Here is a 22,506-nt window from a genome sequence, read left to right as displayed (position 1 = left end):
GTTCCACCTGAATTTGGATTGCTCCACACTCTCGTGCCGCTAACGGGGCTTCCGGCGGGCATTTCCTCCCGCAGCTCCGGGCCGCCACGCCCATCATCGCCTGTAACGCTTCAAGGGTATCATGTTTTCCCCCGTCCGTCAAGGGGGAATTTCCCCGGTGCTTGGTGTGTTGGGGGTGCCTCCGGCAGCATCCTTTTTGCTGCTGTTGGCAAAAAGGATGCCGACGGAGGCACAGAAGAAAGCTACCCGCCCAAGGAAAAGCCTGTTTGACGGAAGTACGTCCCATCAAAAAGGATGGCTGCCGCTGGCAGCCATCCTTTTTGATGAACTTATTCCTCCTCCTGCGCCGTGATCTGGATATGCAGCTCATCCAGCTGCTTTTGCTCCACGGTGGAGGGAGCGCCCATCATGACGTCCTGAGCGTTCTTGTTCATGGGGAAGGGGATGATCTCCCGGATGGAGCTCTCGCCCGCCAGCAGCATCACCATGCGATCCACGCCCGGAGCGATACCGGCATGGGGAGGTGCGCCGTAGCAGAAGGCGTTGTACATGGCGGGGAACTTCTTCTTCACGTCCTCCTCGCCCAGCCGCACCAGCTCGAAGGCTTTCACCATGATCTCCGGGTCGTGGTTCCGGACGGCGCCGCTGCTGAGCTCCACGCCGTTGCACACCAGATCGTACTGGTCGGCAGTGATGGTCAGGGGATCGATCTCGCCCCGCTCGGCCTTCAGCAGCACCTCCAGCCCGCCGCTGGGCATGGAGAAGGGGTTGTGGCAGAACTCCAGCTCACCGCTTTCGTCGCCGATCTCGTACATGGGGAAGTCCACGATCCAGCAGAACTCGTAGCGCTCCTGATCCATGTGACCGGCGCAGGCGGCGCCGAAGGTCTTGATGAGTACACCGGCGGACTTGGTGGCTGCTGCGCCGGCCGCCACCACCACCAGCGTATTGGGTGCCAACGTCAGAACCTGCTCCAGCTGGGACCGCAGGCCAGTGACGAACTTGGCGATACCGCCGGCCAGCTCGCCCTTCTCATCCACCTTGAACCAGTAGGCCTTGCTGCCGGACTGCACCTCGCAGTCGGACAGGAGCTTTTCTACCTGCTTGCGGGTCAGAGCGCAGTCGGAGATATCTACCATCTTCACGGTCTGGCCCCGCAGAGGCTCAAACTCGCTGTTTTCAAAGAGGTGGGTGACGTTCTTGCAGGTCAGGTCGATGCGCAGATCCGGCTTGTCGGAGCCGTAGGTTTCCAGCGCCGTGTTATAGGGGATGCGGCGGAAGGGGGCGGCAGAGGCGACGTCATAGGTGCCGAACTTGGCGAAGATAGGGGGCAGCACGTCCTCCAGCACGGCGAATACGTCCTCCTGTGTGGCGAAGGCCATCTCCATATCCAGCTGGTAGAACTCGCCGGGGGAACGGTCGCCACGGGCGTCCTCGTCCCGGAAGCAGGGGGCGATCTGGAAGTACCGGTCGAAGCCGGAGGTCATCAGCAGCTGCTTGAACTGCTGGGGAGCCTGTGGCAGGGCATAGAACTTGCCGGGATGCTTCCGGGCAGGCACCAGATAGTCCCGTGCGCCCTCCGGGGAGGAGGCCGTCAGGATGGGAGTGGTGATCTCCAGGAAGCCGTGCTCCGTCATGGCGGCCCGCAGAGCGGCCACCACCTGGCAGCGCAGGACGATGTTATTTTTCACGGCGGGGTTCCGCAGGTCCAGATACCGGTACTTCAGGCGCTGGGTCTCGTCGGCCTCCCGGCTGCGGTTGATCTCAAAGGGCAGGCTGTTGTAGCGGCAGCGGCCCAGCACCTCGATCTTGCTGGGGACCACCTCAATGTCGCCGGTGGGCAGCTTGGGGTTTTTGCTGGCCCGCTCCCGGACGACGCCCTCCACGCTGATGGTGGACTCCTTGTTCAGGTCCCGGATGATGGCCATCATCTCCTCGGACTCGATGACCACCTGCGTGGTGCCGTAGAAATCTCGCAGCACCACAAAGGCGAAGTTGCTGCCCACCTCCCGGACATTTTCCATCCAACCTACGATCTTCACGGACTTCCCGGCATCGGCCAGCCGCAGCTCCCCGCAGGTATGGGTACGCATCTGCATCATAGCTTTCACTCCTGTTTCTGATAATGTATCGTAATATTTCTATGGAATATTGCTTCCTGTTATCGGTTTTTGTCCTTATTCCACGATAACGCTGCCCTGCTCCCGGAGGGCCAGCCCCTCCCGGATGCGCTGGAGGGTCTCGTCGAAGGGCAGTGTGGTCTGCTCGCCGGAAACCATATCCTTGCAGGCCACCACCCCGGCGCTGACCTCGTCGTCTCCCAGAAACACCACATAGGGGACGCCGATCTTGTCGGCATAGTTCATCTTGGCCTTGAACTTCTTCTGCTCGGTGTAGAGCTGGGTCCGCACTCCGGCTGCCCGCAGCCGGGTGGACAGCTGGATGGCGGGGGTCAGCTCCGCCGTCATGGGCAGGATCAGCACGTCCGCCGGGGCCGTGGGCAGCTGGGGATTCAGCATCCCTTGCTCGCCCAGCACGTAGAACAGTCTCGTCAGGCCGATGGAGATGCCCACGCCGGGCAGCTGCCGGTCGGTGTAGTACTCCGCCAGATTGTCGTACCGTCCACCGGAGCAGACGGAGCCGATCTCCGGATGATCCAACAGGGTGGTTTCGTACACCGTGCCGGTGTAGTAGTCAAGCCCACGGGCGATGGTCAGGTCCACGGCGAAGTTCTCCTCCGGTACGCCGAAGGCCGCCAGATACTTCACCACCGTCTCCAGCTCGGTAAGGCCGGCGTCGAACACCTCATTGCGGCCCCGATAGCCCTCCAGCGCCGTCAGCACCTCCTGATTGGAGCCGGTGATGGCGATGAAACGCAGGATATCCCCGGCGGCCTCCTCGGTGAGACCCAGCTCCCCGGTGAGAAGCCCCCGGACCTTGTCGGGGCCGATCTTATCCAACTTGTCCACGGTGCGCATGATGTCGCCGGACTGCTCTGTCAGCCCCAGCATGGCATAAAAGCCGTTGAGGATCTTCCGGTTGTTGACCCGGATCTGGAACCGCTTCAGCCCCAGCCGGGTGAAGGTCTGGTAGATGATGGAAGGGATCTCCGCCTCATTGGCGATATCCAGCTTGCCGTCTCCGATGATGTCGATGTCCGCCTGATAGAACTCCCGGAACCGGCCCCGCTGGGCCCGCTCCCCCCGGTACACCTTACCGATCTGATACCGGCGGAAGGGGAAGGACAGGTCGCCGCCGTGGAGGGCCACATACTTGGCCAGCGGCACCGTCAGGTCAAACCGCAGGGCCAGATCGGCGTCGCCCTTCTGGAAGCGGTAAATTTGCTTCTCCGTCTCGCCGCCGCCCTTGGCCAGCAGCACCTCGCTGGCCTCGATGACGGGGGTATCCAGCGGCGTGAAGCCGTAGAGAGCGTAGGTCTTGCGGAGGATGTCCATCATCCGCTCCAGCTGCTGCTGCGGGGCGGGCAGCAGCTCCATAAAGCCGGACAGCGTCCGGGGGGTGATCTTTGCCATAGTCATGCTCCTTTGTGGAAAAATGTGGGAATTTGTGAAAAGCGTGCCGCACCGACGGCAGGGGAGGGGAGATGCGAAAAAACGCTCCCGTCCCGTGATTGGGACGAGAGCGCATTGCTTCGTGGTGCCACCCAATTTCGGCCGTAAGGCCCTTTCAGACTCCTGTTGCGGGGAGTCGGCCGCAGATGTCTCCATCTCCGCTGGTGAAGCCGTCCTTCACGCTGTGTGCCGCAGTGCGCTTGCAGCCGTGGCGCACCTCTCTTCACCGGCAGGGACAGGCTACTCATGCTCCGTCATAGCGGTTTGAACGCAGTCTATTGTAGGGGATATGCAGGGAAATGTCAAGCGGTAAAGGGCTTGGTTTTGGGATTGACGATGTTGCGCCAGTCCAGATCGCCACGGGCCAGACCCAGCACCAGCATCTCCGCAGAGGCCAGATTGCTGGCATAGGGGATGTTGTTCTGGTCGCACAGGCGATAGATGTTGGCGATGTCCTCGTTGGGGGCCTTGTTGCGGGGATCGTCGAAGCACAGCACCAGATCGATCTCGTTGTAGGCGATGCGGGCAGCGATCTGCTGGCCGCCGCCGTGGGAGAAGGACAGGAACCGGTGGATGGTCAGCCCCGTGGCGTCGGAGATGATCTGGCCGGTGGTGGCGGTGGCGCACAGGGTATGCTGGGCCAGAATCCCGCAGTAGGCGGTGCAGAACTGAGCCATCAGCTCCTTTTTGTTATCATGGGCGATCAAGGCGATATTCATGTTATTCGCTCCTCTCTTCTATGGATTCAGATACGCATCAGGGGGATACGCTGCCCCATGATGCGCCGTGCAATATTCTCGTAAGCCCTTGCGGCGTAGTTGCTGCACTCCCGCAAGGGGATGCCGGTGTTTAGGGCATAGGGGACGTTCCGGTCCTCCGGTACCACGCCCAGCAGCGGCAGACCCGCTGCGTCCATGGCGTCGTCGATGGTGGTGTGAAGGCTTCGCAGCAGCTTCTTCTCCACCCGGCCCACCACCAGATGAAGGTTGCCCCGTCCCAGACGATCCAGCTCCATGACGGTGCGCTGGGCGTCCCGCAGGGAGGAGGCGTCGGTGTTGGTGACCACCACCGCCCGGTCGGCGTAGTCGCTGGCCAGATGGAAACCCATCCCCAGCCCCGCCGGGGCGTCGATCAGGCAGTAGTCGTAGGTCTGCCGGATGCGGTCCAGCAGCGCTTTCATCTGCTCCGGTGCAATGGGCATGGGCCGGGCCGACAGGGGGGCTGTCAGCAGGTGCAGCTTGGGATACTTGGGGTGCTGCACCACGGCATCCTCCAGCGTACATCGCCCGGCGATGACGTCGGTGAAGTCCATCAGAGCCCGGTCGCTGAGCCCCAGTGCCAGATCCAGATTCCGCAGGGTGATGTCGCAGTCCAGACACAGGGTGCTGCACCCCAGCGCCGCCAGCGCCAGCCCCACATTGGCTGTAAAGGAGGTCTTGCCTGTGCCGCCCTTGCCGGAGACGACTGCTATGATTTTACCCAATTTTATACCTCCTTGCGTCATTTGAAAAGGAAAAAATGAAAATTTTCAGAAAAATTTTCTCAAATCCAAGACTTCTGGACATTTATGTCCCGGCTTTATCGCAGGGGTGCTTTCTTGATGCGGGCGAAGGCACGGGGGAAGCCCGCCGGCGTGGGACGCTCCTTCCGGATGCGGACGACCCGGTGGGTCACCTCCGTTCCCGGAATGGTGTAGTCCGTCACGTCCTCCACAGCGCCGCCCAGCTGGGCAATGGCGCTGCGGGCCTCTTGCAGCTCCGGGTCGCTCTCCACGGATTTCATGGCCAGAAACACGCCGCCCACCTTCACTAGCGGCAGCGTCAGCTCGCACAGTACATTCAGCTGGGCCACCGCCCGTGACGTGGCGATGTCGAACTGCTCCCGGTGCTTCCGGGCGAACTCCTCCGCCCGTGCGTGGACGCAGCGCACCCGCCGCAGTCCCATGGCGTCGGCGGTCTCCCGGAGGAAATCCACCCGCTTGCCCAGACTGTCCAGCAGCGTCAGGTCGAAGTTCGGCTCCAGGATCCGCAGGGGCATCCCCGGAAAGCCGGCGCCGGTCCCCACATCCACCACGGACTTCCCCTGGAAGTCCGCAGCAGTCAGTAGGTACGCACAATCCAGCAGGTGCAGCGCCGCCACGTCGCAGGGATCGGTGATGGCCGTCAGGTTCATCACCTGATTCCTCTCCAGCAGCCGCCGGGAGAACTCCTCCAGTCCCTCGATGGCCGCTGCATCCGCCGGCAGCCCGTAGGCCGCCAGCCCCTCCCGCAGCAGCTGCTCCGGGGTCACTGGTTCTTCTCCTTCAGCAGGTCACGGATCTCCGTCAGCAGCTCCTCGCTGGTGGGACCCTTGGGCTCCTCCGGGCCGGGGGCCTCTTCCTTCTTCTTGTGGAAGCGGTTGATGGCCTTGATCATAAGAAAGATCACCAGCGCCACCAGAATGAAGTCGATGATGGTGGTGAGGAAGGTGCCGATGCCCAGCGTCACGGCCTCTGTAACCACTTTATCGCCGTTCATAACGGCGGGCTTCAGTACGATATCCAGCTGGCCCAGATCGATGCCGCCGATGAGCATCCCCACCAGAGGCATGATGACGTCGTTGACCAGAGAGGTGGTGATCTTACCGAAGGCGCCGCCGATGACTACGCCGATGGCCATGTCCAGCACGTTGCCCCGCAGGGCGAACTCCTTGAACTCGCTCAGAAATTTCTTCATGGATATCCTCCGAGAGTTTACATAATCAGCGTTTGGGAACCAGCTTCTCGCAGCCGCCCATGTAGGGCTGGAGCACCTTGGGGATCAGCACGGTGCCGTCGGGCTGGAGGTTGTTTTCCAGAAAGGCGATGAGCATCCGGGGAGGGGCCACGCAGGTGTTATTCAGGGTGTGGCACAGCTGCATCCGGCCGTTCTCGTCCTTGTAGCGGATCTTCAGGCGGCGGGCCTGTGCATCCCCCAGATTGGAGCAGGAGCACACCTCGAAGTACTTCTGCTGCCGGGGAGACCAGGCCTCGATGTCGCAGGACTTGCACTTCAGGTCCGCCAGATCGCCGGAGCAGCACTCCAGCTGCCGCACGGGGATATCCAGAGAGCGGAACAGCTCCACGCTGTAACGCCACAGCTTCTCGTACCACGCCTTGGAGTCCTCCGGCTTGCAGACCACGATCATCTCCTGCTTTTCAAACTGGTGGATGCGGTAGATGCCCCGCTCCTCGATGCCGTGGGCGCCCTTCTCCTTGCGGAAGCAGGGGGAGTAGGAGGTCAGGGTCTGGGGCAGGCTCTCCACCGGGACGATCTGGTCGATGAACTTGCCGATCATGGAGTGCTCACTGGTACCGATGAGGTACAGGTCCTCACCCTCGATCTTATACATCATGGCGTCCATGTCCGTCTGGCTCATGACGCCCTCCACCACGCTACCGTGGATCATGAAGGGGGGGATGCAGTAGGTGAAGCCCTTGTTGATCATGAAGTCCCGGCCATAGGCCAGCACGGCCTCGTGGAGCCGGGCGATGTCGCCCATGAGATAGTAAAAGCCGTTGCCGGACACCCGGCCCGCAGCGTCCAGATCGATGCCGTCGAATCGCTCCATGATGTCCGTGTGGTAGGGGATGTCGAAGGCAGGCACCGTAGCCTCGCCGAAGCGCTCTACCTCCACGTTGCAGCTGTCGTCCTTGCCGATCGGCACGGAAGGGTCGATCATCTGAGGGATCACCAGCAGGATGTGGTGGATCTGCTGGCTCAGCTTCTCCTCCATCTCCTCCAGCTGAGCCAGACGGTCGGCGTCGGCCTTCACTTGCGCCTTCACCGCCTCGGCCTCCTCCAGCTTGGAGGGATCCTTCTTCGCCTGTCCCATCAGCATCCCCACCTGCTTGGAGAGCTTGTTGCGCTGGGCCCGCAGATCATTGCCCTCGTTCTCGGCGGCTCGCTTCTCGGCATCCAACGCAATGACCTCGTCCACCAGCGGCAGCTTGGCATTCTGGAACTTCTTGCGGATGTTCTCCTTTACGGCATCTGGGTTCTCCCGGATAAATTTGATATCAAGCATAGTCTGACCTCTTTCTGTGTTTCACGTGAAACACTTATTTGGTTTTCAGGGCGTGGAGGGCGTCCAACAGCTGATTCAGATCCTCCACCCCGTAGTATTCCAGTTCGATGCGGCCCTTTTTTCGGCCCGTGACAATGCGGCAGCCCCGGCCCAGACGGCTACCCAGTTCCTTGGCGGCCTCCTTGGCATAATCGACGGAGAGCCCATCCGGTTCCGGCTGCTCCGGCTTGGGGGGAGCCGTCAGCTTCTTCACCAGCTGCTCTGTCTGCCGCACCGACAGCTCGTCCTTGATGATGGCGTTAGCCGCCGACTCCTGCATGGCAGGGGAGAGGGGGAGAATAGCTCTGGCGTGTCCGCTGGAGAGCCGCCCGTCCTCCACCATGGCCCGCACCGGGGGACACAGCTTCAGCAGGCGCATGGCGTTGGCTACGGCGGACCGGGATTTGCCCACCCGCTGGGCCGTCTCCTCCTGGGTCATGTTGTACTGCTGCATCAGCGTCTGGTAGCCCTCAGCCTCCTCCATGGGGTTCAGATCCTCCCGCTGGAGGTTCTCGATCATGGCCAGCTCCATGGCCTTGCGGTCGTCGGCCTCGATGACGATGGCCGGCACCTCCGACAGACCCGCCATCCGGGCGGCCCGCCAGCGCCGTTCACCGGCGATGATTTGATAGTACCCTGACTGCAGCTTTCGCACCGTCAGGGGCTGAATGATGCCATGCTCCCGGATGGAGTCCGCCAGATCGGCCAGAGCGTCCGGGTCAAATTGCTTCCGTGGCTGGGAAGCGCAGCTCTCTACTTGGGAAATGGGCAGGTACAGACTGGTTTTCTCCTCTTCGGGGGTCATCACATCGTCCCCCAGCAGGGCGGCCAGTCCCCGACCTAAGCCCTTGGATGCATTCGCCATGGGATCGCTCCTTTCATCCGTTGTTTCTCTTCAAAAACTCCTGTGCCAGCTGCACATAGGCCTCAGCCCCGCGACAGCTGCGGTCATAGGAGGTGATGGGCTTTCCGTGGCTGGGCGCCTCCGAAAGCCGCACATTCCGGGGAATCACCGTGGCGTAGACCTTGCCGGGGAAGAAGCGCTTCACCTCTTGGGCTACCTGAATGGCCAGATTGGTGCGCCCGTCGAACATGGTCAGCAGCACACCCTCGATCTCCAGCTTGGGGTTCAGGCTCCGCCGCACCAGCCGCACGGTGTTCATCAGGTCGGACAGCCCCTCCAGCGCATAGTACTCCCCCTGCAAAGGTACCAGCAGGGAGTCCGCCGCACACAGAGCGTTCAAGGTCAGTAGTTCCAGCGACGGGGGGCAGTCGATGAATACATAGTCGTAGTTGTCCCGCACCTGCTCCAGCGCCATCCGCAGCCGAAACTGCCGCTCCGGCAGGTCGATCATCTCCACACTGGCTCCGGCCAGTGCCTTGCTGCTGGGCAGCACGTCACCATAGGAGGTGCGGACGATGGCCTTTTCCGTCTCCACGCTGTTGATGAGCACGTCATAGATGCCGTTGGATACGGTCTTGTCCACGCCCATACCGGAGGTGGCGTTGGCCTGCGGGTCAAAGTCGCACAGCAGGATGCGCTGCCCGGCGGCCTTCAGGGCAGCCGCCAGATTCACGCAGGAGGTGGTCTTGCCCACACCGCCCTTCTGATTCACGATCGCAACGATTTTCGCCATACGCAACCCCCGTCACTCTTAGAGTTCTCTAATATGAGAATATTATATCAACTGTCACAATTTTTTTCAATAGGGAAGGAGCATACTTTGCAAAAAAAGAGATGTTTCACGTGAAACATCTCTTTTTTCCTATGCACTTGTCTCCGGTAATTGTTTCACGTGAAACAATTACACCAACAGAACGCCGCCCACGGGGGGGAGGGTCAGCCGCAGCATCCCATTCCGGGCGAAGAAGTGCTGTCCAGTCAAGGCATCCTTAGCCAGCGCTCCCGCCCAGGGGATGGACAGCTCCAGCGGCTGCATCCCGGCGTTCATGGCCGCCACCGTCACCTCGTCCTCGGACTGCCGCCGCAGCACCAGCCCACCGCCCACGGCGTAGAGATAGCCGATATCTCCGCACTGCAGGGATAACCGCTGCTTCCGCAGAGTACCCAGCTGACGGAAATACGCCAGCAGCGACGAGTCCTCCTGCCCCCACGGGTAGGTGCCACGGTTCAGGGGATCCTCGAAGCCCTGCATTCCGGCCTCGTCGCCGTAAAACACCGTGGGGGAGCCGGGGAAGCTGTACAGCAGCAAAGCGCCCAGCCGCAGCCGGGCCAGCCCCATGTCCAGCTCCTCCGGACTGAGGCGGTACGCTGCCCGGTCGTCTTTGCTCTCCGGTGTCCGGGCCGCTCCCAGCATGGTCAACAGCCGGGGCGTGTCATGGGTACCCAAGATGTTCAGACCGCTGTGAAAGGCCGCAGGCGGATAGTTCTCCCGGACCTCCTCCATGTCCCGGCGGAAAGCCGACGCATCACCGCCCCGCAGCCAAGCCAGCGCCGCCGTACGGAAGGGGTAGTTCATAAGCCCGTGGGTCTCCCGGCCCAGCAGATACCTCCGCCGATGGGAGTAGGCGATCTTGTTGCTGCCGTCCTCCCACACCTCGCCCAGCAGGAAGCTGTCTGGCTTCTCGGACTCCATGGCCTGTCGAATTTCAGCGATGAAGTCATCGGGCAGCTCGTCCGCCACATCCAGTCGCCAGCCGTCGGCCCCTTGCCGCAGCCAGTGCCGCACCACGGAGTCCTGACTCCGCACGATGAAGTCCCGATAGGTGGGCGCCTCCTCGTTCACCGCTGGCAGGGTCCTTACCCCCCACCACGCATCGTAGTCCGTGGGCCACGGATGGAAGCTGTACCAGTCGAAATAGAGAGAATCCTGACTCTGCGCCGCCCCCAGCTCTGGGTAGAAGCCTTCGGCGTTGAAGTAGCGGCTGTTGCTGCCGGTGTGGTTGAATACACCGTCCAGCAGCACCCGGATGCCCCGCCGGTGGGCCTCCCGGCACAGCTGGCGGAAGTCCTCCTCCGTCCCCAGCATGGGGTCGATGCGGCGGTAATCGGCGGTGTTGTAGCGGTGATTGCTGTCCGCCTCGAAAATGGGACACAGATACAGCGTGGAGACGGAGAGACTCTGCAAATAGTCCAGCTTGGAAATAATTCCCAGCAGGCTTCCGCCGAAGTAGTCGTTGTTGCGAATTTCGCCCGCTTTATCGGGCTGCCATTGGGGGGTGTCGTCCCAACGCTGATGCACCAGTCGCTGCCCCACCATGCCGTGGCCGTCCGGCACCGCCAACCGGCAGAACCGGTCGGGAAAGATCTGATACGTCACCCCCCGGCCGAACCAGTCGGGGGTATGGGTGGGCTCATACACCGTCAGCTGCCATCGCTGACGGTCCGCCTCACCGCCGCAGCCATTGCGTCCCAGCCAGAGGAGGGAGCCGTCGGGCCGCCGCACCCGGAAGGCGTACCAGATCAGCTCCGGCTCCACCGGTGCCGTCAGCACGCCTTTCCAGCCATCGCCGGAGGGGGAGAAGGGAACCTCCTGCTCCAGCCCGGCAAATTCCTGCCGTACCAGCAGGCAGCACGCCTCCAGCGGCTCATCGGCCCCCAGAGTAAAATGTACCTCGGCGCCGCAGGACACGGCGCCGAAGGGATCCTTATATCGAACATCACGAGAATCGAACCAAACAGACATGAACAGGGACCTCTCAGTTTAACAGAGTATTTTCGCCGATGATGGCGGTGCCGATCTCCTCCCGGCTGAAATAAGCATTGAGGATATCCACCGCCGTCTCCGCCAGAGCCGCACCGGCGCCGCCCTTTTCGATGACCACCGCCACGGCGATCTGGGGATCGTCATAGGGGGCAAAGCACACGAAGGTACCGTTGTTGGCATCGGTGACGCCGGTCTCCGCCGTACCGGTCTTGGCACCGGCGGGCACCACGCACTTGGAAAAGTAGGTGGACAGGCTCCCGGTGGTCAGATCGTGCATACCGGTCTTGATGGCCTCCACCGTGCTGTCCTGCATCTCCACCACGTTGACGGGGTCCTTGTCGTAGGCATAGACCACGGCGGAGTTGTTATAGGTCTTGACGTTTTTCAGCAGGTGGGCCGCATAGTGCTCACCGTTGCCTACCAGCGTGGCGATGTAGTTGGCCAGCTGCAGCGGCGTAAACAGGTTATAGCTCTGGCCGATGGCGGCGGTCAGGGTCTGACCGTCGGACCACTCCAGATCGTTGGCCTCGGCGTACTCCGGGGAGGCCAGAGCGCCCTTGGCCTCGGCGCTGTTGGGGCCGCCGATCTCGATGCCGGTGTACTGCCCCAGACCGAACTGGGTGGCATAGTCGTCCAGCGTCTTAATGCCCGTCAGACGGCCCACCTCATAGAAGAAGTAGTTGCAGGATACGGTGATGGCCTCCGACACGTTCACCCGCCCGTGGGTGGAGCCGTAGGAGCTGTAGATCCAGCACCGGGGCTGGGGGGAGGAGTAGTAGTCGTAGATGCCCCGGTCCAGAATGGTGGTAGAGGGGGTGATGACACCGGATTCCAGCGCCGCCACCGCCGTGCAGGGCTTGAAGGTGGAGCCGGGGGCGTAGGTGCCGCCAATGGCCCGGTTGAACAGGGGAGCTCCCTTGTCGTCGGAGGCCAGCGTGTCATAAATTTCGTCCCACTTGCTGATGTCATAGGTGGGGTAGGAGGCCAGCGCCAGCACCTCACCGCTGCCCACGCCCACCACCACGGCGGCGCCGCCACGGCGGATGCCGTCCTTCTCGGTCATATCACCGATGGTCTTGCTGAGGGCTTTTTCCACGTCCTCCTGCAGGTCGATGTCCAGCGTCAGAGCCACGGTGTTGCCGGGCTTGGGTTCCTTGGTGTAGAACTCACCGGTGATCTGGCCATCGGAGGTGGTGGTAATGAGTTTGGTGCCGTTCTCGCCGTGGAGATACTCCTCGAAGGCCTTCTCCACGCCGCTCTCGCCCACCAGAGCGTCCATGGAATACCCCTTGTCCCGGTATCCCACGATGCCGTTGTCCGGATCGCCCACCCAGTCCTCCTGATAGATGGGACTCAGCCGCCCCAGCACATGGGCGGCGTAGGTAGTGTCATACACACGGGCCGAGGCCGTGCCGGTGGTGACACCGGCATAGCGGCCGTCCACCACCTGATTGATGAGCTCCACCGACACATCGCTGGCGAAGGTGTAGGTACCCCCCGCGATGTCCCGCAGGGCCAGTTGGTAGCGCACGCCGATGATAGCCCGTGCGTCAGTGTCGGAGTAGCTGTCCGCCACGCCGTAGAGCTTGCGCAGTTGGGCCATGAACAGCGGGGCCTCCTGCGTGGGCCGCAGGGTACCCACCGTGATGGCGGGCAGATCCTCCGATTCCAGATATTTCCGGAAGGCACCCTCGTCGGTGGGGGTGGTGTAGGTAAAGGGCGGCTCCTTGCTCACCGGCAGGGTGTCCGTCCACTTGACGTTGTTGCTGCGGCACAGCTCCAGCAGCCGGAAGATGGCGTCGTTGCAGTCCGTGTCGCTTTCAAATTCCTCGTCGGAGAACACCAGCGTATAGGTCAGCCGGTTGGAGATCAGCACCTTGCCGTTGCGGTCGGTGATGATGCCACGGGAGGCCTCCACCGTCTGAGCGGTGGCGTTGCTGGCCAGCGAGCGAGCCTTATAGTCCGATCCGTTGAGGATCTGTGTATTGTACAGTACACCGCAGAAGATCAGCAGGATCATCCCGAAGATCAATACCAGCGGCACCAGCCGGGATTTGGCCAGATAGGATTTCATAGCATACTCCTTTCAGGGGACTCACTCGGAGTAGATCCGCCGGCGCACCCAGCGGAAGGGAAGATAGACCAGCACCGTCAGCGGCAGTGTCACCAGGATCTCCCGCCCTGCCAGTGACGAGGCGGCGGAGAAGGCCACCCCCTGCTGATACGTCATCAGCAGAATTTGCAGCCCATCGGTGATGACCAGCGCCGCCAACCCCATGAGCACGGCGCACAGAAGCCCCGGCGTAATGAGGTAGTTGGCCACGGCAGCGGCGGCCAGCGCCGCCAGAAAAAATGCCAGAATATGGAAGCAGGGGATCAGCCCCGGCTGGGTCAGATCAAACAGCAGACCCATGGCCAGCGCCACGCCCATGCCGCCGTAGGCTCCCTCGAACATAGCTAAGACCGCCACCATCACCGGGGGCAGATAGGGATGCACGTGCAGCAGGGAGATGTGATCCAGCGCCAGCCCCTGCAATAAAAGCAGCAGAAAAACACCTGCGGTGTAAAACACCCATTTCCAGATGGTATCACGTCGGCTCATAGTGTCTCCCTCAGTCCACGGTGTCGAAGGAGGTGATGACAAACACCTCCGACAGGGAATCCAGATCCGTCTTAGGGGCCAGCACCGCATAGCGGGTCAGGCCGTTGTCATCGGTGCGGATCTCCTCCACAGAGCCGATGACCAGCTGGGAGGGGTAGTAGCCCCCCAGCCCGGAGGTGACGATGAGGTCGCCGTTGATGAGACTGGATTCCCCCTCCAGATACGACAGCTTCAGCCGCCCTGTCTCCATCAGGGCCAGATCGCCCATGGCCACCGTCACCTCGCCGGTGCGGAATACCCGTGCGCCCAGGGAGGAGTCCGTGTCCAGAATGGTGGTGATGGTGGACCAGTTGAGTCCGGCCTCCCGGATGACCCCCACCAGATTGCCCTGATCGTCCACCACGCAGTTGCCCACGGCAATGCCGCTGGAGGTGCCCTTGTTGAGGGTCATCACACGGGACCAGTTGGAGGTGCTGCGGTCCACGATAATAGCGGATTCAAAGGTGAAATCCCGCCGCTGCTGCCGCAGATTCAGCAGGTTCCGCAGCCGCTGGTTCTCCTCGCTGTCGATCTTGGTCTGATCCAGCTGCCGCTGCAGCTCGGCGTTCTCCTTTTTCAGGTCCGCATTCTCCTGCTGCAGCGCCTCTACGTCCTCGAAGCGCTGGCTTATGGAGCTGAACCACCCGCTGACAGCGGAGCCTACCGCCCGGAAGGGGGAGGCAATGACGCCCCCGGCGTTCTGGAGAAAGCCGGTCTGGGAGCTGAGAGCGGAGGCCACGCACAGCAGCACCGCCACCACCGTCACCGCCGCCAGCATCATGATGCCGTTTTTCTGGAAAAAATTCTTCATAGTCCTGATTCCTTATTACAAAGTAATGCCCATTACGCCAGCAGCGTCACACCGAATTCCGCCAGCATCCGGCTCAGCAGCACCACCGGCAGACCCATGACGTTGAAAAAGTCCCCGTCGATGCGCTCCACCAGCAGCGCTCCCTGCCCCTGTACGCCGTAGGCCCCGGCCTTATCCATGGGCTCGCCGCCCCGGATATAGGCCAGCAGCTCCTGCCGGGAGGCCTCCCGGAAATAGACGTCGGTGGACTGGGTGCGGGTGAGGGCCTTTTCCCCCTGCCGCACCGTCACGCCGGTGCAGACCTTGTGCTTTCGTCCGGACAGCGCCGTCAGCATGGAGAGGGCCTCCGCCTCGTCATGGGGCTTCCCCAGCCGCTGGTCGTCCAGAAAGACCATGGTGTCGGCGGTGATGACGATGGCATCCGCCGGCGCCTGCACCGCCTGAGACTTCTCCCGGCTGATGTAGGCCACGATATCCTCCGGCGCCAGCTCCGGGGGATACCACTCCTCCACGTCCGGCACGGAGATTTCAAATTCACGGAGCCCCATGCGCCGCAGCAGCTCCTGCCGCCGGGGGGAGCCGGAGGCCAGTATGATCCTCGCCATGACCCTTACCTCCCGGTGGAGCCGAAGCCGCCGGAGCCCCGTTCCGTCTCGTCCAGCTCCTCCACCACCGTCAGGGTGGGCCGCAGAATGGGCAGCACCATCAGCTGGGCGATACGGTCGCCGGGCTGGATGGTGTAGGGGACGTCCCCGTGGTTCACCAGCCCTACCGTCAGCTCGCCCCGGTAGTCGCTGTCAATGACCCCCACGCTGTTGGAGAGGGTGATGCCGTGGCGGGCGCCCATGCCGCTGCGGCTGCACACCAGCGCCACATACTCCGGCCCCGGCAGGGCGATGGCGATGCCTGTGGGGATACCCTGCCGCCCGCCGGGAGCCAGCGTCACCGGCTCCTCCATGCAGGCGCACAGATCCATGGCCGCCGCACCGGCGGTGGCGTAGGCGGGCAGGGGGAATTTCGTTCCCATCAGCGGCGATACCGCCTTGACCTTCAACTCTATCATAGCAAATTTACTCCTAAAATATAAAAACGAATTGTTAAAATCGATTTTCGTCCCCTAAAATCTTCCGTTATTCCTTTTCCGGCACCGTGATATCCGCCACGGAGTAATCCCCCAGATCCAGCAGCTGCCGGACGCAGTAGGGGATAGGCCGGTGGAACACCGGCCCGTCCACGGCGATGGTGTGGAATTCTCCGTTCTCGCCGCAGATGTCCACGCCGCAGGCGATCATCTCCTCCACCATGGCCCGGTCCATGACCCGGCCCAGCAGCTGCCGGGGCAGCACCCGGCGGTCCAGCGTCTTGATGAGACACCGATACCCCAGTTCCAGCACCTCCCGGACGTTCTCCTGCCGGTCGTGGTGCCACAGGGGGTATACCGCCTCCAGCCCCACGTTTCGGCAGCGCTCCTCGCCCCAGGCCCGGTTGTTCTCAATGTCAATATCCCCGAAGCACACCAGCTCCACCCCCTGCTCCTTGGCCCGGCGCAGCGCCGCCTCCATGGACAGATGGTACTCCTCGCCGCCGGTAGGCACCGCCAGCAGCGGCAGCTCCAGCGCCTTGCCGTATTCCTCCAGCAGTGCCGGGTCCACCCCGTGGAAGTAGGAGCGTCCCGCTTCGGGATTGAACATCACCAGCAGCGCCATAGGCTCTGCTCCCGCCTCCAGCATTTTGTGCAGGCACAGGGTGCTGTCCTTGCCGCAGCTGTACGACAGGATAAATTTCTTCCCGGCCACGCCGGCCAACGTATTTTCCACCGAAGCCTCCTGTTTTGGGACAATGTATTGATAACTTATAGGAATTTTTCCATTAAAAATAACGAGATGTATTCACTCTACCCCCCGGTAGAACAGACCCCGTGTCAGATCGGCCGGGATATAGTCCCCCTGCCCCTGATACCGCTGCAGCGCCGCCACGCACTCCGCCGGGGATTCCGTGGTGAACCGCAGCCGGGCATAGGTGAGCCCCAGCCGCCGCCACTCCGGCTTGTCCGCCAGAAAGAGGGTACGGCTGTTCTCCAGCTCGTTGCGGTGGCCCCATGCGGGCATCAGCGGGAATCGGGCCCCGGTTCGGTCGGTGAGGACGTTCTCCCCGGTGCAGCGGCAGGCGGCGGAGCGCTTCCGGTAATCGCTGCTCACATCGCAGCAGCCCAAGCTGTTGGCAATGACGCAGTTCTCCATCAGCATCAGCGGCAGGCGGCCATAGACCACTGCCTCGCAGGGCAGATACTTTTTCAGATCCCGGATCTGCTGATGCCGCAGCTCGAAGGATACGGCGCCGGTGGAGAGCCCCAGCTCCCGCAAAAACAGCAGCGCACGGGAGTTGAATACGTTCATCCCCAGATCGCCCCGCAGCGGCAGTTCCAGCCCCTCGGCAATGGGCAGATGACCCAGATTGCTCACGGCCACGGCGGCCAGCACCTGCCGGTGCCGCACCAGCATCTCCCGCAGCACCGCCTCGTCCTCCGTCCGGAAAATGCGGGGCAGCACGGCGCAGAAGGACGTCCGGTCCAGATACGGGGTCACATCCAGCGTATCCAGCCACTCCACCGGCAGATAGATCATCTCCGGGCGGCAGTCCGCCAGCGCCTGCGTCAGCTGCGCCGGCTTCTGGAGGGAGCAGGTCAGCAGCGGCTGCGCCGGCTCCACCGGGGCATCCGGCAGCGGTTCCGGCTGGGCGATCCGGCGTTCCGGCACGGCACACAGGGTATCCTCCAGCGCCGCCAGTCCCTCCCGCCGCAGGGCGTTGACCGCCCCGGCGGAGAGCATCAACCCCTCCTCCAGCGTCACCCGCACCTCCCGGCAGCGGAAGGTGGTGCCGCCGGTCTTTTTCAGACGGGCCTGCAGCTCCTCCGCCGTCAGCGCCCGGTTTCGGGCGGTCTCCGGCACGGGGCCTGTCACCTCCGCCCGCTGATCCCCGGCCCGCACCGTCAGGCGCACCGGCTCACCGGCCCGGCAGACGCAGTCCATGTCCACCGCCACCGTCCGGCGATCCCCCTTTTCGTACAGTGTCCGGGCCTGGGCAAACAGTTCCTTGGGCTCCGGGACATTCTCCGGCCGGGTGCCGAACATCTGCGGCCCCTTCCGGCCCAGATAGTATCCGTCGGTGAAGCCGCTGCGGCTGAAGGCCAGCTCCAGCTGCCGCTGCTCCTCACGAGTGGGGCGGCGCTTTTCGTCCAGCAGCCGCCGGTAAATGGAGGTGATGACCGCCACGTACTCCGGCCGCTTCATGCGCCCTTCCAGCTTCAGGCACGCCACCCCCATGTCCTCCAGTTCCTGTAGGTAGGGGGAGAGGTTGGCATCCTTCAGGCTCAGAGGATGGCCTCCCGCCGCCGGGGCATTGACCCCATAGGGCAGGCGGCAGGGCTGAGCGCAGGTACCCCGGTTGCCGCTGCGTCCTCCGATAACGGCGCTGAGGGCGCACTGACCGGAGTAGCACATACAAAGAGCGCCGTGGGCAAAGACCTCCACCTCCGCCGGACAGTCCCGGCAGATGGCGGCAATGTCCCGGCGGGACAGCTCACGGGCCAGCACCACACGGGTAAGGCCCAGCTCTGCCGCCCGGCGTGCGCCCCCCAGCGTGTGCAGGCTCATCTGGGTGCTGGCGTGGAGGGGCAGCTCCGGCGCCGCCTGACGGGCCAGCTGCCACACCCCCCAATCCTGGATCAGCACCGCATCTGCCTCCAGCCGGGAGGCCTTGTGCAGCAGCTCCGCCGCCCCCGGAAGCTCCCGGTCGGTGAGCAGGGTGTTCAGGGTCAGATAGACCTTCACCCCTCGGAGATGGCAGTACCGCACCGCCTGCGCAAACTCCTCCTCCGTGAAGTTTTTGGCGCTGCGCCGGGCGTTGTAGGCCCCGAAGCCCATATACACGGCATCGGCGCCGCTCTGCACGGCGGCCACCAGAGAATCCCACCCTCCGGCGGGAGAGAGCAGCTCCGCCATTACTTGTGACCCTGCTGCGCCTTGAACAGCTGCCGCTTCAGCTCCGAGGCCTCCGCCTTGGCCTGAGACGCCTCGTCCAGATATGTTTTCAGCTGACGACGCAGATTCTCCGCCGCCTCCTGAGCCTTCAACAGCTCGTCCGCCAGATTCACCGCCGTCAGCACGGCGGCGTCAATGCGGCTCACATGGGCGCCCTCCTGCAGCTGCGTCATCTTCTCATCCACCAGAGCACCTACCTTCTCCATGTAGGCGGCGCTCTCATCAGCGACCAGGGTGTAATCCTCGCCGCAGATGCTCATTGTGATACGATTCGCCATAGTGACCTCCTGCTTTCTATGTAAACTGAGTATTTCTGGATAGCTATACAGAATCTATTATAGCACAAAATCCCACCGGGAAAAGACTTTTCTTCCCCAAACGGGGATTTTTCAAAAAATCCCGGCGGGACGCTTTACGCAGACGGGGTTTTCGTGTAGAATAGAGGGACGAAAAGAGAGGGGGCGCAGCGCCGTGGCGGGATATATCCTCCGGGAGGATCAACCGAATATCGTGCTCCCGGCCCAGCAGGCGGACCGCCTCATCGGCCGGGGCGACGGGGATGCGGCGCTGCTGTATCTGTGCCTGCTGCGGGCGGACCGTGGTGTCACGGCGCAGGAGCTGCAGCGTCGACTGAAGTGGAGCCAACTGCGCCTTCATGCGGCGGAGACGGCCCTTCAGGAACTGGGACTCATCGACCGGCCCCCGGAGCAGAAGCCCCCGGAGCCGGCGCAGGAGCGCCCGGTGTACACGGCGGATGACCTGACGGATCTCCTCACCGGCGACGCCGGCTTTCGGATGCTGGTGCCCCAGACGGAGGAGAAGCTGGGCAAGCGCCTGAAAACGGCGGACCTGCAAATTCTGGCGGGACTGTATGATGATCTGGGCCTTCCGGCGGATGTGATCTATCTGCTGGTGTGCCACTGTGTCACCCGTTCCGAGGAGCGCTACGGCCCCGGACGGCGGCCCACCCTCCGCCAGATCGAGAAGGAGGGCTATCACTGGGCGCAGCGGGGCCTCTTCGATCAGGAGAGCGCTTCCCGGTATCTGCGGGATTGGAACGTCCGCCGCTCCGCCATGAGCCGGTATATGCAGGTGCTGGGGCTGGGCGACCGCCGCCCGGTGGAGAGCGAGGAGCGCTACATCACCGACTGGATGGACAAGGGCTTTCCCCCGGAGACGGTGGCGCTGGCCTACGACAAGACGGTGTTTTATAAGAAGGAGCTGAACTGGCGATATCTTAACGGGATCCTGCGCCGCTGGCACGAAAACGGCTGGCATACGGAGGAGGAGGTCCGCCAGAGCGATAGCCGCAAGCCCTCCCGGCGGGAGGAGAAGAAGGACGACTCCCGTATGGAGAAATACATGAAGTGGTAAGGAGGGAACTCCATGGCATACGATGGAAAGGTGCTGCGTCAGGCCACCCTGCGCTTTGACGAGGACAAGCAGCGCCGTCAGGAGCAGCAGCGCCAGCGGCAGCAGCAGGTCTATCAGCAGTGTCCGGAGCTGGAGGGCATCCAGCGGGAGATCCGGGGCACCATGGGCGAGATCATCGCCTCCGCCCTGCGGCGTGGCACGGACCCTCTGCCCGCCATCCGGGTGATCCGGGATAAGAACCTCTCCCTGCAAAGGCGCCGGGCGGAGCTGCTGGCCCAGCTGGGCTATCCGGAGGATTATCTGTCGGAAAAGCCCCGCTGCCCCCTGTGCGGCGATACCGGCTACCGGGGCGACGGCCTGTGCAGCTGCCTGAAAAAATACTATGCACAGGAGCAGATCCGGGAGCTGAGCCGGATGCTGGACATCGGCAGCCAGAGCTTTGATACCTTCGAGCTGGACTGGTATTCCCCGGATCGTGGCAGCCTGCCCCGCTCCCCACGGGAAAACGCCCAGCGGAACCTGAACCTGTGCCGGGACTTTGCTGCCCGCTTCCGTCCGGGGCGGGAGAATCTGCTGCTGTTCGGTGCGCCGGGGCTGGGGAAGACCTTCCTCTCGGCCTGCATCGCACGGGTGGTCAGCGAGGATGGCTTCTCTGTGGTATACGATACGGCGGGCCATGTGTTCAGCCAGTTTGAAAGCGCCAAGTTCCGCCGGGACGACGACGGTGATACCGCCGGGGAGGACGTGGAGCGGTGCATGAACTGCGATCTGCTGATTCTGGACGATCTGGGAACGGAGATGACCACCAGCTTCGTTCAGAGCGCACTCTATCAGCTCATCAATGGCCGTCTGCTGGCGGGGAAAAGCACCGTCATCAGCACCAATCTGGACCCGGAGGAGCTGGGCCGCCGCTATGGAGCGCCGCTGCTGTCCCGTCTGGAGGGGGAGTACCAGCTGCTGCCCTTTGTGGGGACGGATATCCGCCGCCTGAAGCGTGAACGGGGATAAGCTTTGGATCTGCCGTCGTGCATCAGAATAGGACAGACTGCAAAGGGCAGGCATCACATGATGCCTGCCCTTTGGCTAAGGTGAGGGATGTTTTTCATTTTTCCGGCGCACGGTTCCCAGCAGCTTTTTATGCCTACGGCGGGTGCCTTCCTTTCCATAGCGAAAGAAAGATTTACCGTCGTGTCAGCCGGTTTCCAGCCGTTTGCGCAGCGTGAAAACCGGGACGCTTCCTCGAAACCGCCTTGCTGCATCCGCCACCGGCGGCGGTTTTGCATACTTTTTGCCGCTGTTGACAAAAAGTATGCCGCCGGAGACAAAAAAAGCTACCGGAAAAAGTCACCCACCGGAGAAAAAACAAGCCTTCACAGCGATCTGCTGCCGAAAAATCTCATCTAAGTGAAAAAGTTGATTTCCCGACACGTTGCGGGGGATTTTTCATCCCTCCCCGGCTAAAATAGAGGGCAAAAGGAGGGAACCGCCATGATGCATCCCCGCAAAGGCGAATTTTTTTCCAGCCGTGTCCGCTATATTTCCCTGAACCAGATCCGCTCCAATCCCCAGCAGCCCCGCCGCAGCTTCGACGAGGATTCCCTGTCGGAGCTGGCGGAAAGCATCCGCAGCTACGGCATCCTCCAGCCCCTGACGGTGCGCCGTCAGGGGACAGGCTATGAGCTGGTGGCCGGAGAACGGCGCCTGCGGGCCGCCGCCATGGCGGGACTGCGGGAGGTGCCGTGTCTGGTGGCGCAGGTAGGGGAGGAGGACTCGGCGCTGCTGGCGCTGATGGAGAACCTCCAGCGCCGGGATCTGGATTGCTGGGAGGAGGCGGAGGCCCTGTCCCGGCTCATCGCCCGCTACGGGCTCAGCCAGGAGGAGGCCGCCCGTCGTCTGGGCCGCTCCCAGCCGGCGGTGGCCAACAAGCTGCGGCTGCTGCGGCTGCCGGACTCCGTGCGGCAGTTTTTGCAGGAAAACGGCTTGACGGAGCGCCATGCACGGGCGCTGCTGCGGCTGGGGACGGAGGAGCAGCAGCTATCGGCGGCGCAGGTATTCTGCCGGCGCAGGATGAATGTGGCCGCCGCCGAGGCCTACATAGAGGATCTGCTGCACCGCCAGCAGGTGACGCCCCCCAAGGGCCGCACCACCTACATCATCAAGGATGTCCGGCTGTTCCTCAACAGCGTGGATCGGGGCCTGCACCTGATGCGTCAGGCGGGAGTCAACGCCGACTGGGGCCGTCAGGATACCGACGAGGAGATCCTTCTGACCATCCGTATTCCCAAGCGGGTGCGGACATAATGCGGCGAAGTGTATA

General features: G+C 62.7%; 22 protein-coding genes. 4 read left to right on the top strand and 18 right to left on the bottom strand.

The window, feature by feature from the left end; all coding sequences use genetic code 11:
* Window positions 1–329: 329 nt before the first annotated feature.
* The 18 genes from aspS to KJS28_RS10965 form a co-directional block, all read right to left on the bottom strand.
* On the bottom strand, window positions 330–2,102 hold the full coding sequence (gene aspS / locus KJS28_RS11050) for an aspartate--tRNA ligase (protein ID WP_213540996.1): 1,773 nt from the start codon (window positions 2,100–2,102) through the stop codon (window positions 330–332).
* Window positions 2,103–2,177: 75 nt separating this feature from the next.
* On the bottom strand, window positions 2,178–3,533 hold the full coding sequence (gene hisS, locus KJS28_RS11045) for a histidine--tRNA ligase (RefSeq protein ID WP_213540995.1): 1,356 nt from the start codon (window positions 3,531–3,533) through the stop codon (window positions 2,178–2,180).
* 341 nt (window positions 3,534–3,874) lie between these two features.
* Window positions 3,875–4,291, bottom strand: a complete 417-nt coding sequence (locus KJS28_RS11040; RefSeq protein WP_213540994.1) for a methylglyoxal synthase — start codon at window positions 4,289–4,291, stop codon at window positions 3,875–3,877.
* A 26-nt stretch (window positions 4,292–4,317) separates the two neighbouring features.
* Window positions 4,318–5,055: a septum site-determining protein MinD gene (gene minD / locus KJS28_RS11035; protein ID WP_213540993.1), complete on the bottom strand. Its 738-nt coding sequence runs from the start codon at window positions 5,053–5,055 to the stop codon at window positions 4,318–4,320.
* A gap of 95 nt (window positions 5,056–5,150) precedes the next feature.
* Window positions 5,151–5,861, bottom strand: a complete 711-nt coding sequence (gene rsmG, locus KJS28_RS11030) for a 16S rRNA (guanine(527)-N(7))-methyltransferase RsmG (RefSeq protein ID WP_213540992.1) — start codon at window positions 5,859–5,861, stop codon at window positions 5,151–5,153.
* Window positions 5,858–6,286: a large-conductance mechanosensitive channel protein MscL gene (mscL, locus tag KJS28_RS11025; protein WP_213540991.1), complete on the bottom strand. Its 429-nt coding sequence runs from the start codon at window positions 6,284–6,286 to the stop codon at window positions 5,858–5,860. The genes rsmG and mscL overlap by 4 nt, the downstream gene beginning before the upstream one ends.
* A gap of 25 nt (window positions 6,287–6,311) precedes the next feature.
* On the bottom strand, window positions 6,312–7,616 hold the full coding sequence (gene serS, locus KJS28_RS11020) for a serine--tRNA ligase (protein WP_021858287.1): 1,305 nt from the start codon (window positions 7,614–7,616) through the stop codon (window positions 6,312–6,314).
* 34 nt (window positions 7,617–7,650) lie between these two features.
* The gene (locus tag KJS28_RS11015) at window positions 7,651–8,520 is read right to left on the bottom strand and encodes a ParB/RepB/Spo0J family partition protein (protein ID WP_213540990.1); all 870 of its coding nucleotides are present in this window, start codon (window positions 8,518–8,520) and stop codon (window positions 7,651–7,653) included.
* Between the two features lie 13 nt (window positions 8,521–8,533).
* Complete coding sequence (locus KJS28_RS11010) at window positions 8,534–9,292, bottom strand: ParA family protein (protein ID WP_021858285.1); 759 nt, start codon at window positions 9,290–9,292, stop codon at window positions 8,534–8,536.
* Window positions 9,293–9,460: 168 nt separating this feature from the next.
* Window positions 9,461–11,302, bottom strand: a complete 1,842-nt coding sequence (locus KJS28_RS11005; protein ID WP_213540989.1) for a glycoside hydrolase family 13 protein — start codon at window positions 11,300–11,302, stop codon at window positions 9,461–9,463.
* Window positions 11,303–11,315: 13 nt separating this feature from the next.
* On the bottom strand, window positions 11,316–13,397 hold the full coding sequence (locus KJS28_RS11000; protein WP_213540988.1) for a penicillin-binding transpeptidase domain-containing protein: 2,082 nt from the start codon (window positions 13,395–13,397) through the stop codon (window positions 11,316–11,318).
* A gap of 21 nt (window positions 13,398–13,418) precedes the next feature.
* Entirely contained in the window at window positions 13,419–13,925 is a 507-nt protein-coding gene (locus KJS28_RS10995) for a hypothetical protein (RefSeq protein ID WP_213540987.1), read from the bottom strand.
* Window positions 13,926–13,935: 10 nt separating this feature from the next.
* Window positions 13,936–14,775: a rod shape-determining protein MreC gene (mreC, locus tag KJS28_RS10990; protein WP_213540986.1), complete on the bottom strand. Its 840-nt coding sequence runs from the start codon at window positions 14,773–14,775 to the stop codon at window positions 13,936–13,938.
* A 32-nt stretch (window positions 14,776–14,807) separates the two neighbouring features.
* Window positions 14,808–15,380, bottom strand: a complete 573-nt coding sequence (locus KJS28_RS10985; RefSeq protein WP_213540985.1) for a Maf family protein — start codon at window positions 15,378–15,380, stop codon at window positions 14,808–14,810.
* 5 nt (window positions 15,381–15,385) lie between these two features.
* Window positions 15,386–15,835: a dUTP diphosphatase gene (gene dut / locus KJS28_RS10980; protein WP_407701765.1), complete on the bottom strand. Its 450-nt coding sequence runs from the start codon at window positions 15,833–15,835 to the stop codon at window positions 15,386–15,388.
* A gap of 70 nt (window positions 15,836–15,905) precedes the next feature.
* Window positions 15,906–16,592 carry a Dph6-related ATP pyrophosphatase gene (locus KJS28_RS10975; protein WP_228298391.1) on the bottom strand — a complete coding sequence of 229 codons (687 nt, stop codon included), beginning with the start codon at window positions 16,590–16,592 and terminating at the stop codon, window positions 15,906–15,908.
* 72 nt (window positions 16,593–16,664) lie between these two features.
* On the bottom strand, window positions 16,665–18,776 hold the full coding sequence (locus KJS28_RS10970) for a U32 family peptidase (protein WP_213540983.1): 2,112 nt from the start codon (window positions 18,774–18,776) through the stop codon (window positions 16,665–16,667).
* Window positions 18,776–19,093 (bottom strand): cell division protein ZapA, encoded by a 318-nt coding sequence (locus KJS28_RS10965; RefSeq protein WP_021858276.1) that lies wholly within the window; start codon window positions 19,091–19,093, stop codon window positions 18,776–18,778. Before KJS28_RS10965 ends, KJS28_RS10970 begins: the two co-directional genes overlap by 1 nt.
* A gap of 193 nt (window positions 19,094–19,286) precedes the next feature.
* Here KJS28_RS10965 and KJS28_RS10960 point away from each other — a divergent pair, with 193 nt between their 5' ends.
* From KJS28_RS10960 to KJS28_RS10945, 4 genes are all read left to right on the top strand, one after another.
* Window positions 19,287–20,189 carry a DnaD domain protein gene (locus KJS28_RS10960; RefSeq protein WP_213540982.1) on the top strand — a complete coding sequence of 301 codons (903 nt, stop codon included), beginning with the start codon at window positions 19,287–19,289 and terminating at the stop codon, window positions 20,187–20,189.
* A 12-nt stretch (window positions 20,190–20,201) separates the two neighbouring features.
* Window positions 20,202–21,197, top strand: a complete 996-nt coding sequence (locus tag KJS28_RS10955; protein ID WP_213540979.1) for an ATP-binding protein — start codon at window positions 20,202–20,204, stop codon at window positions 21,195–21,197.
* 87 nt (window positions 21,198–21,284) lie between these two features.
* Window positions 21,285–21,593 carry a hypothetical protein gene (locus KJS28_RS10950; protein ID WP_213540978.1) on the top strand — a complete coding sequence of 103 codons (309 nt, stop codon included), beginning with the start codon at window positions 21,285–21,287 and terminating at the stop codon, window positions 21,591–21,593.
* Between the two features lie 84 nt (window positions 21,594–21,677).
* Complete coding sequence (locus tag KJS28_RS10945) at window positions 21,678–22,490, top strand: ParB/RepB/Spo0J family partition protein (protein WP_324614740.1); 813 nt, start codon at window positions 21,678–21,680, stop codon at window positions 22,488–22,490.
* Window positions 22,491–22,506 lie beyond the last annotated feature (16 nt).

This window comes from Vescimonas coprocola (assembly GCF_018408575.1).
GTDB classification, from domain to species: Bacteria; Bacillota; Clostridia; order Oscillospirales; family Oscillospiraceae; genus Vescimonas; species Vescimonas coprocola.
Note: the sequence above shows the minus strand (reverse complement) of the source record. Positions and strands in the feature narration are given on the sequence as shown.

Bases quoted from the DNA above. Each gene is read 5' to 3' on its own strand.
- KJS28_RS10945 (WP_324614740.1), top strand. From the start codon at position 21,678: ATGATGCATCCCCGCAAAGGCGAATTTTTTTCCAGCCGTGTCCGCTAT.
- serS (WP_021858287.1), bottom strand. From the start codon at position 7,616: ATGCTTGATATCAAATTTATCCGGGAGAACCCAGATGCCGTAAAGGAG.
- KJS28_RS11015 (WP_213540990.1), bottom strand. From the start codon at position 8,520: ATGGCGAATGCATCCAAGGGCTTAGGTCGGGGACTGGCCGCCCTGCTG.
- KJS28_RS11005 (WP_213540989.1), bottom strand. From the start codon at position 11,302: ATGTCTGTTTGGTTCGATTCTCGTGATGTTCGATATAAGGATCCCTTC.
- mscL (WP_213540991.1), bottom strand. From the start codon at position 6,286: ATGAAGAAATTTCTGAGCGAGTTCAAGGAGTTCGCCCTGCGGGGCAAC.
- KJS28_RS10950 (WP_213540978.1), top strand. From the start codon at position 21,285: ATGTTTTTCATTTTTCCGGCGCACGGTTCCCAGCAGCTTTTTATGCCT.
- aspS (WP_213540996.1), bottom strand. From the start codon at position 2,102: ATGATGCAGATGCGTACCCATACCTGCGGGGAGCTGCGGCTGGCCGAT.
- KJS28_RS10995 (WP_213540987.1), bottom strand. From the start codon at position 13,925: ATGAGCCGACGTGATACCATCTGGAAATGGGTGTTTTACACCGCAGGT.
- KJS28_RS10985 (WP_213540985.1), bottom strand. From the start codon at position 15,380: ATGGCGAGGATCATACTGGCCTCCGGCTCCCCCCGGCGGCAGGAGCTG.
- KJS28_RS11000 (WP_213540988.1), bottom strand. From the start codon at position 13,397: ATGAAATCCTATCTGGCCAAATCCCGGCTGGTGCCGCTGGTATTGATC.
- KJS28_RS11010 (WP_021858285.1), bottom strand. From the start codon at position 9,292: ATGGCGAAAATCGTTGCGATCGTGAATCAGAAGGGCGGTGTGGGCAAG.
- hisS (WP_213540995.1), bottom strand. From the start codon at position 3,533: ATGGCAAAGATCACCCCCCGGACGCTGTCCGGCTTTATGGAGCTGCTG.
- KJS28_RS10955 (WP_213540979.1), top strand. From the start codon at position 20,202: ATGGCATACGATGGAAAGGTGCTGCGTCAGGCCACCCTGCGCTTTGAC.
- mreC (WP_213540986.1), bottom strand. From the start codon at position 14,775: ATGAAGAATTTTTTCCAGAAAAACGGCATCATGATGCTGGCGGCGGTG.
- KJS28_RS10970 (WP_213540983.1), bottom strand. From the start codon at position 18,776: ATGGCGGAGCTGCTCTCTCCCGCCGGAGGGTGGGATTCTCTGGTGGCC.
- KJS28_RS11040 (WP_213540994.1), bottom strand. From the start codon at position 4,291: ATGAATATCGCCTTGATCGCCCATGATAACAAAAAGGAGCTGATGGCT.
- KJS28_RS10965 (WP_021858276.1), bottom strand. From the start codon at position 19,093: ATGGCGAATCGTATCACAATGAGCATCTGCGGCGAGGATTACACCCTG.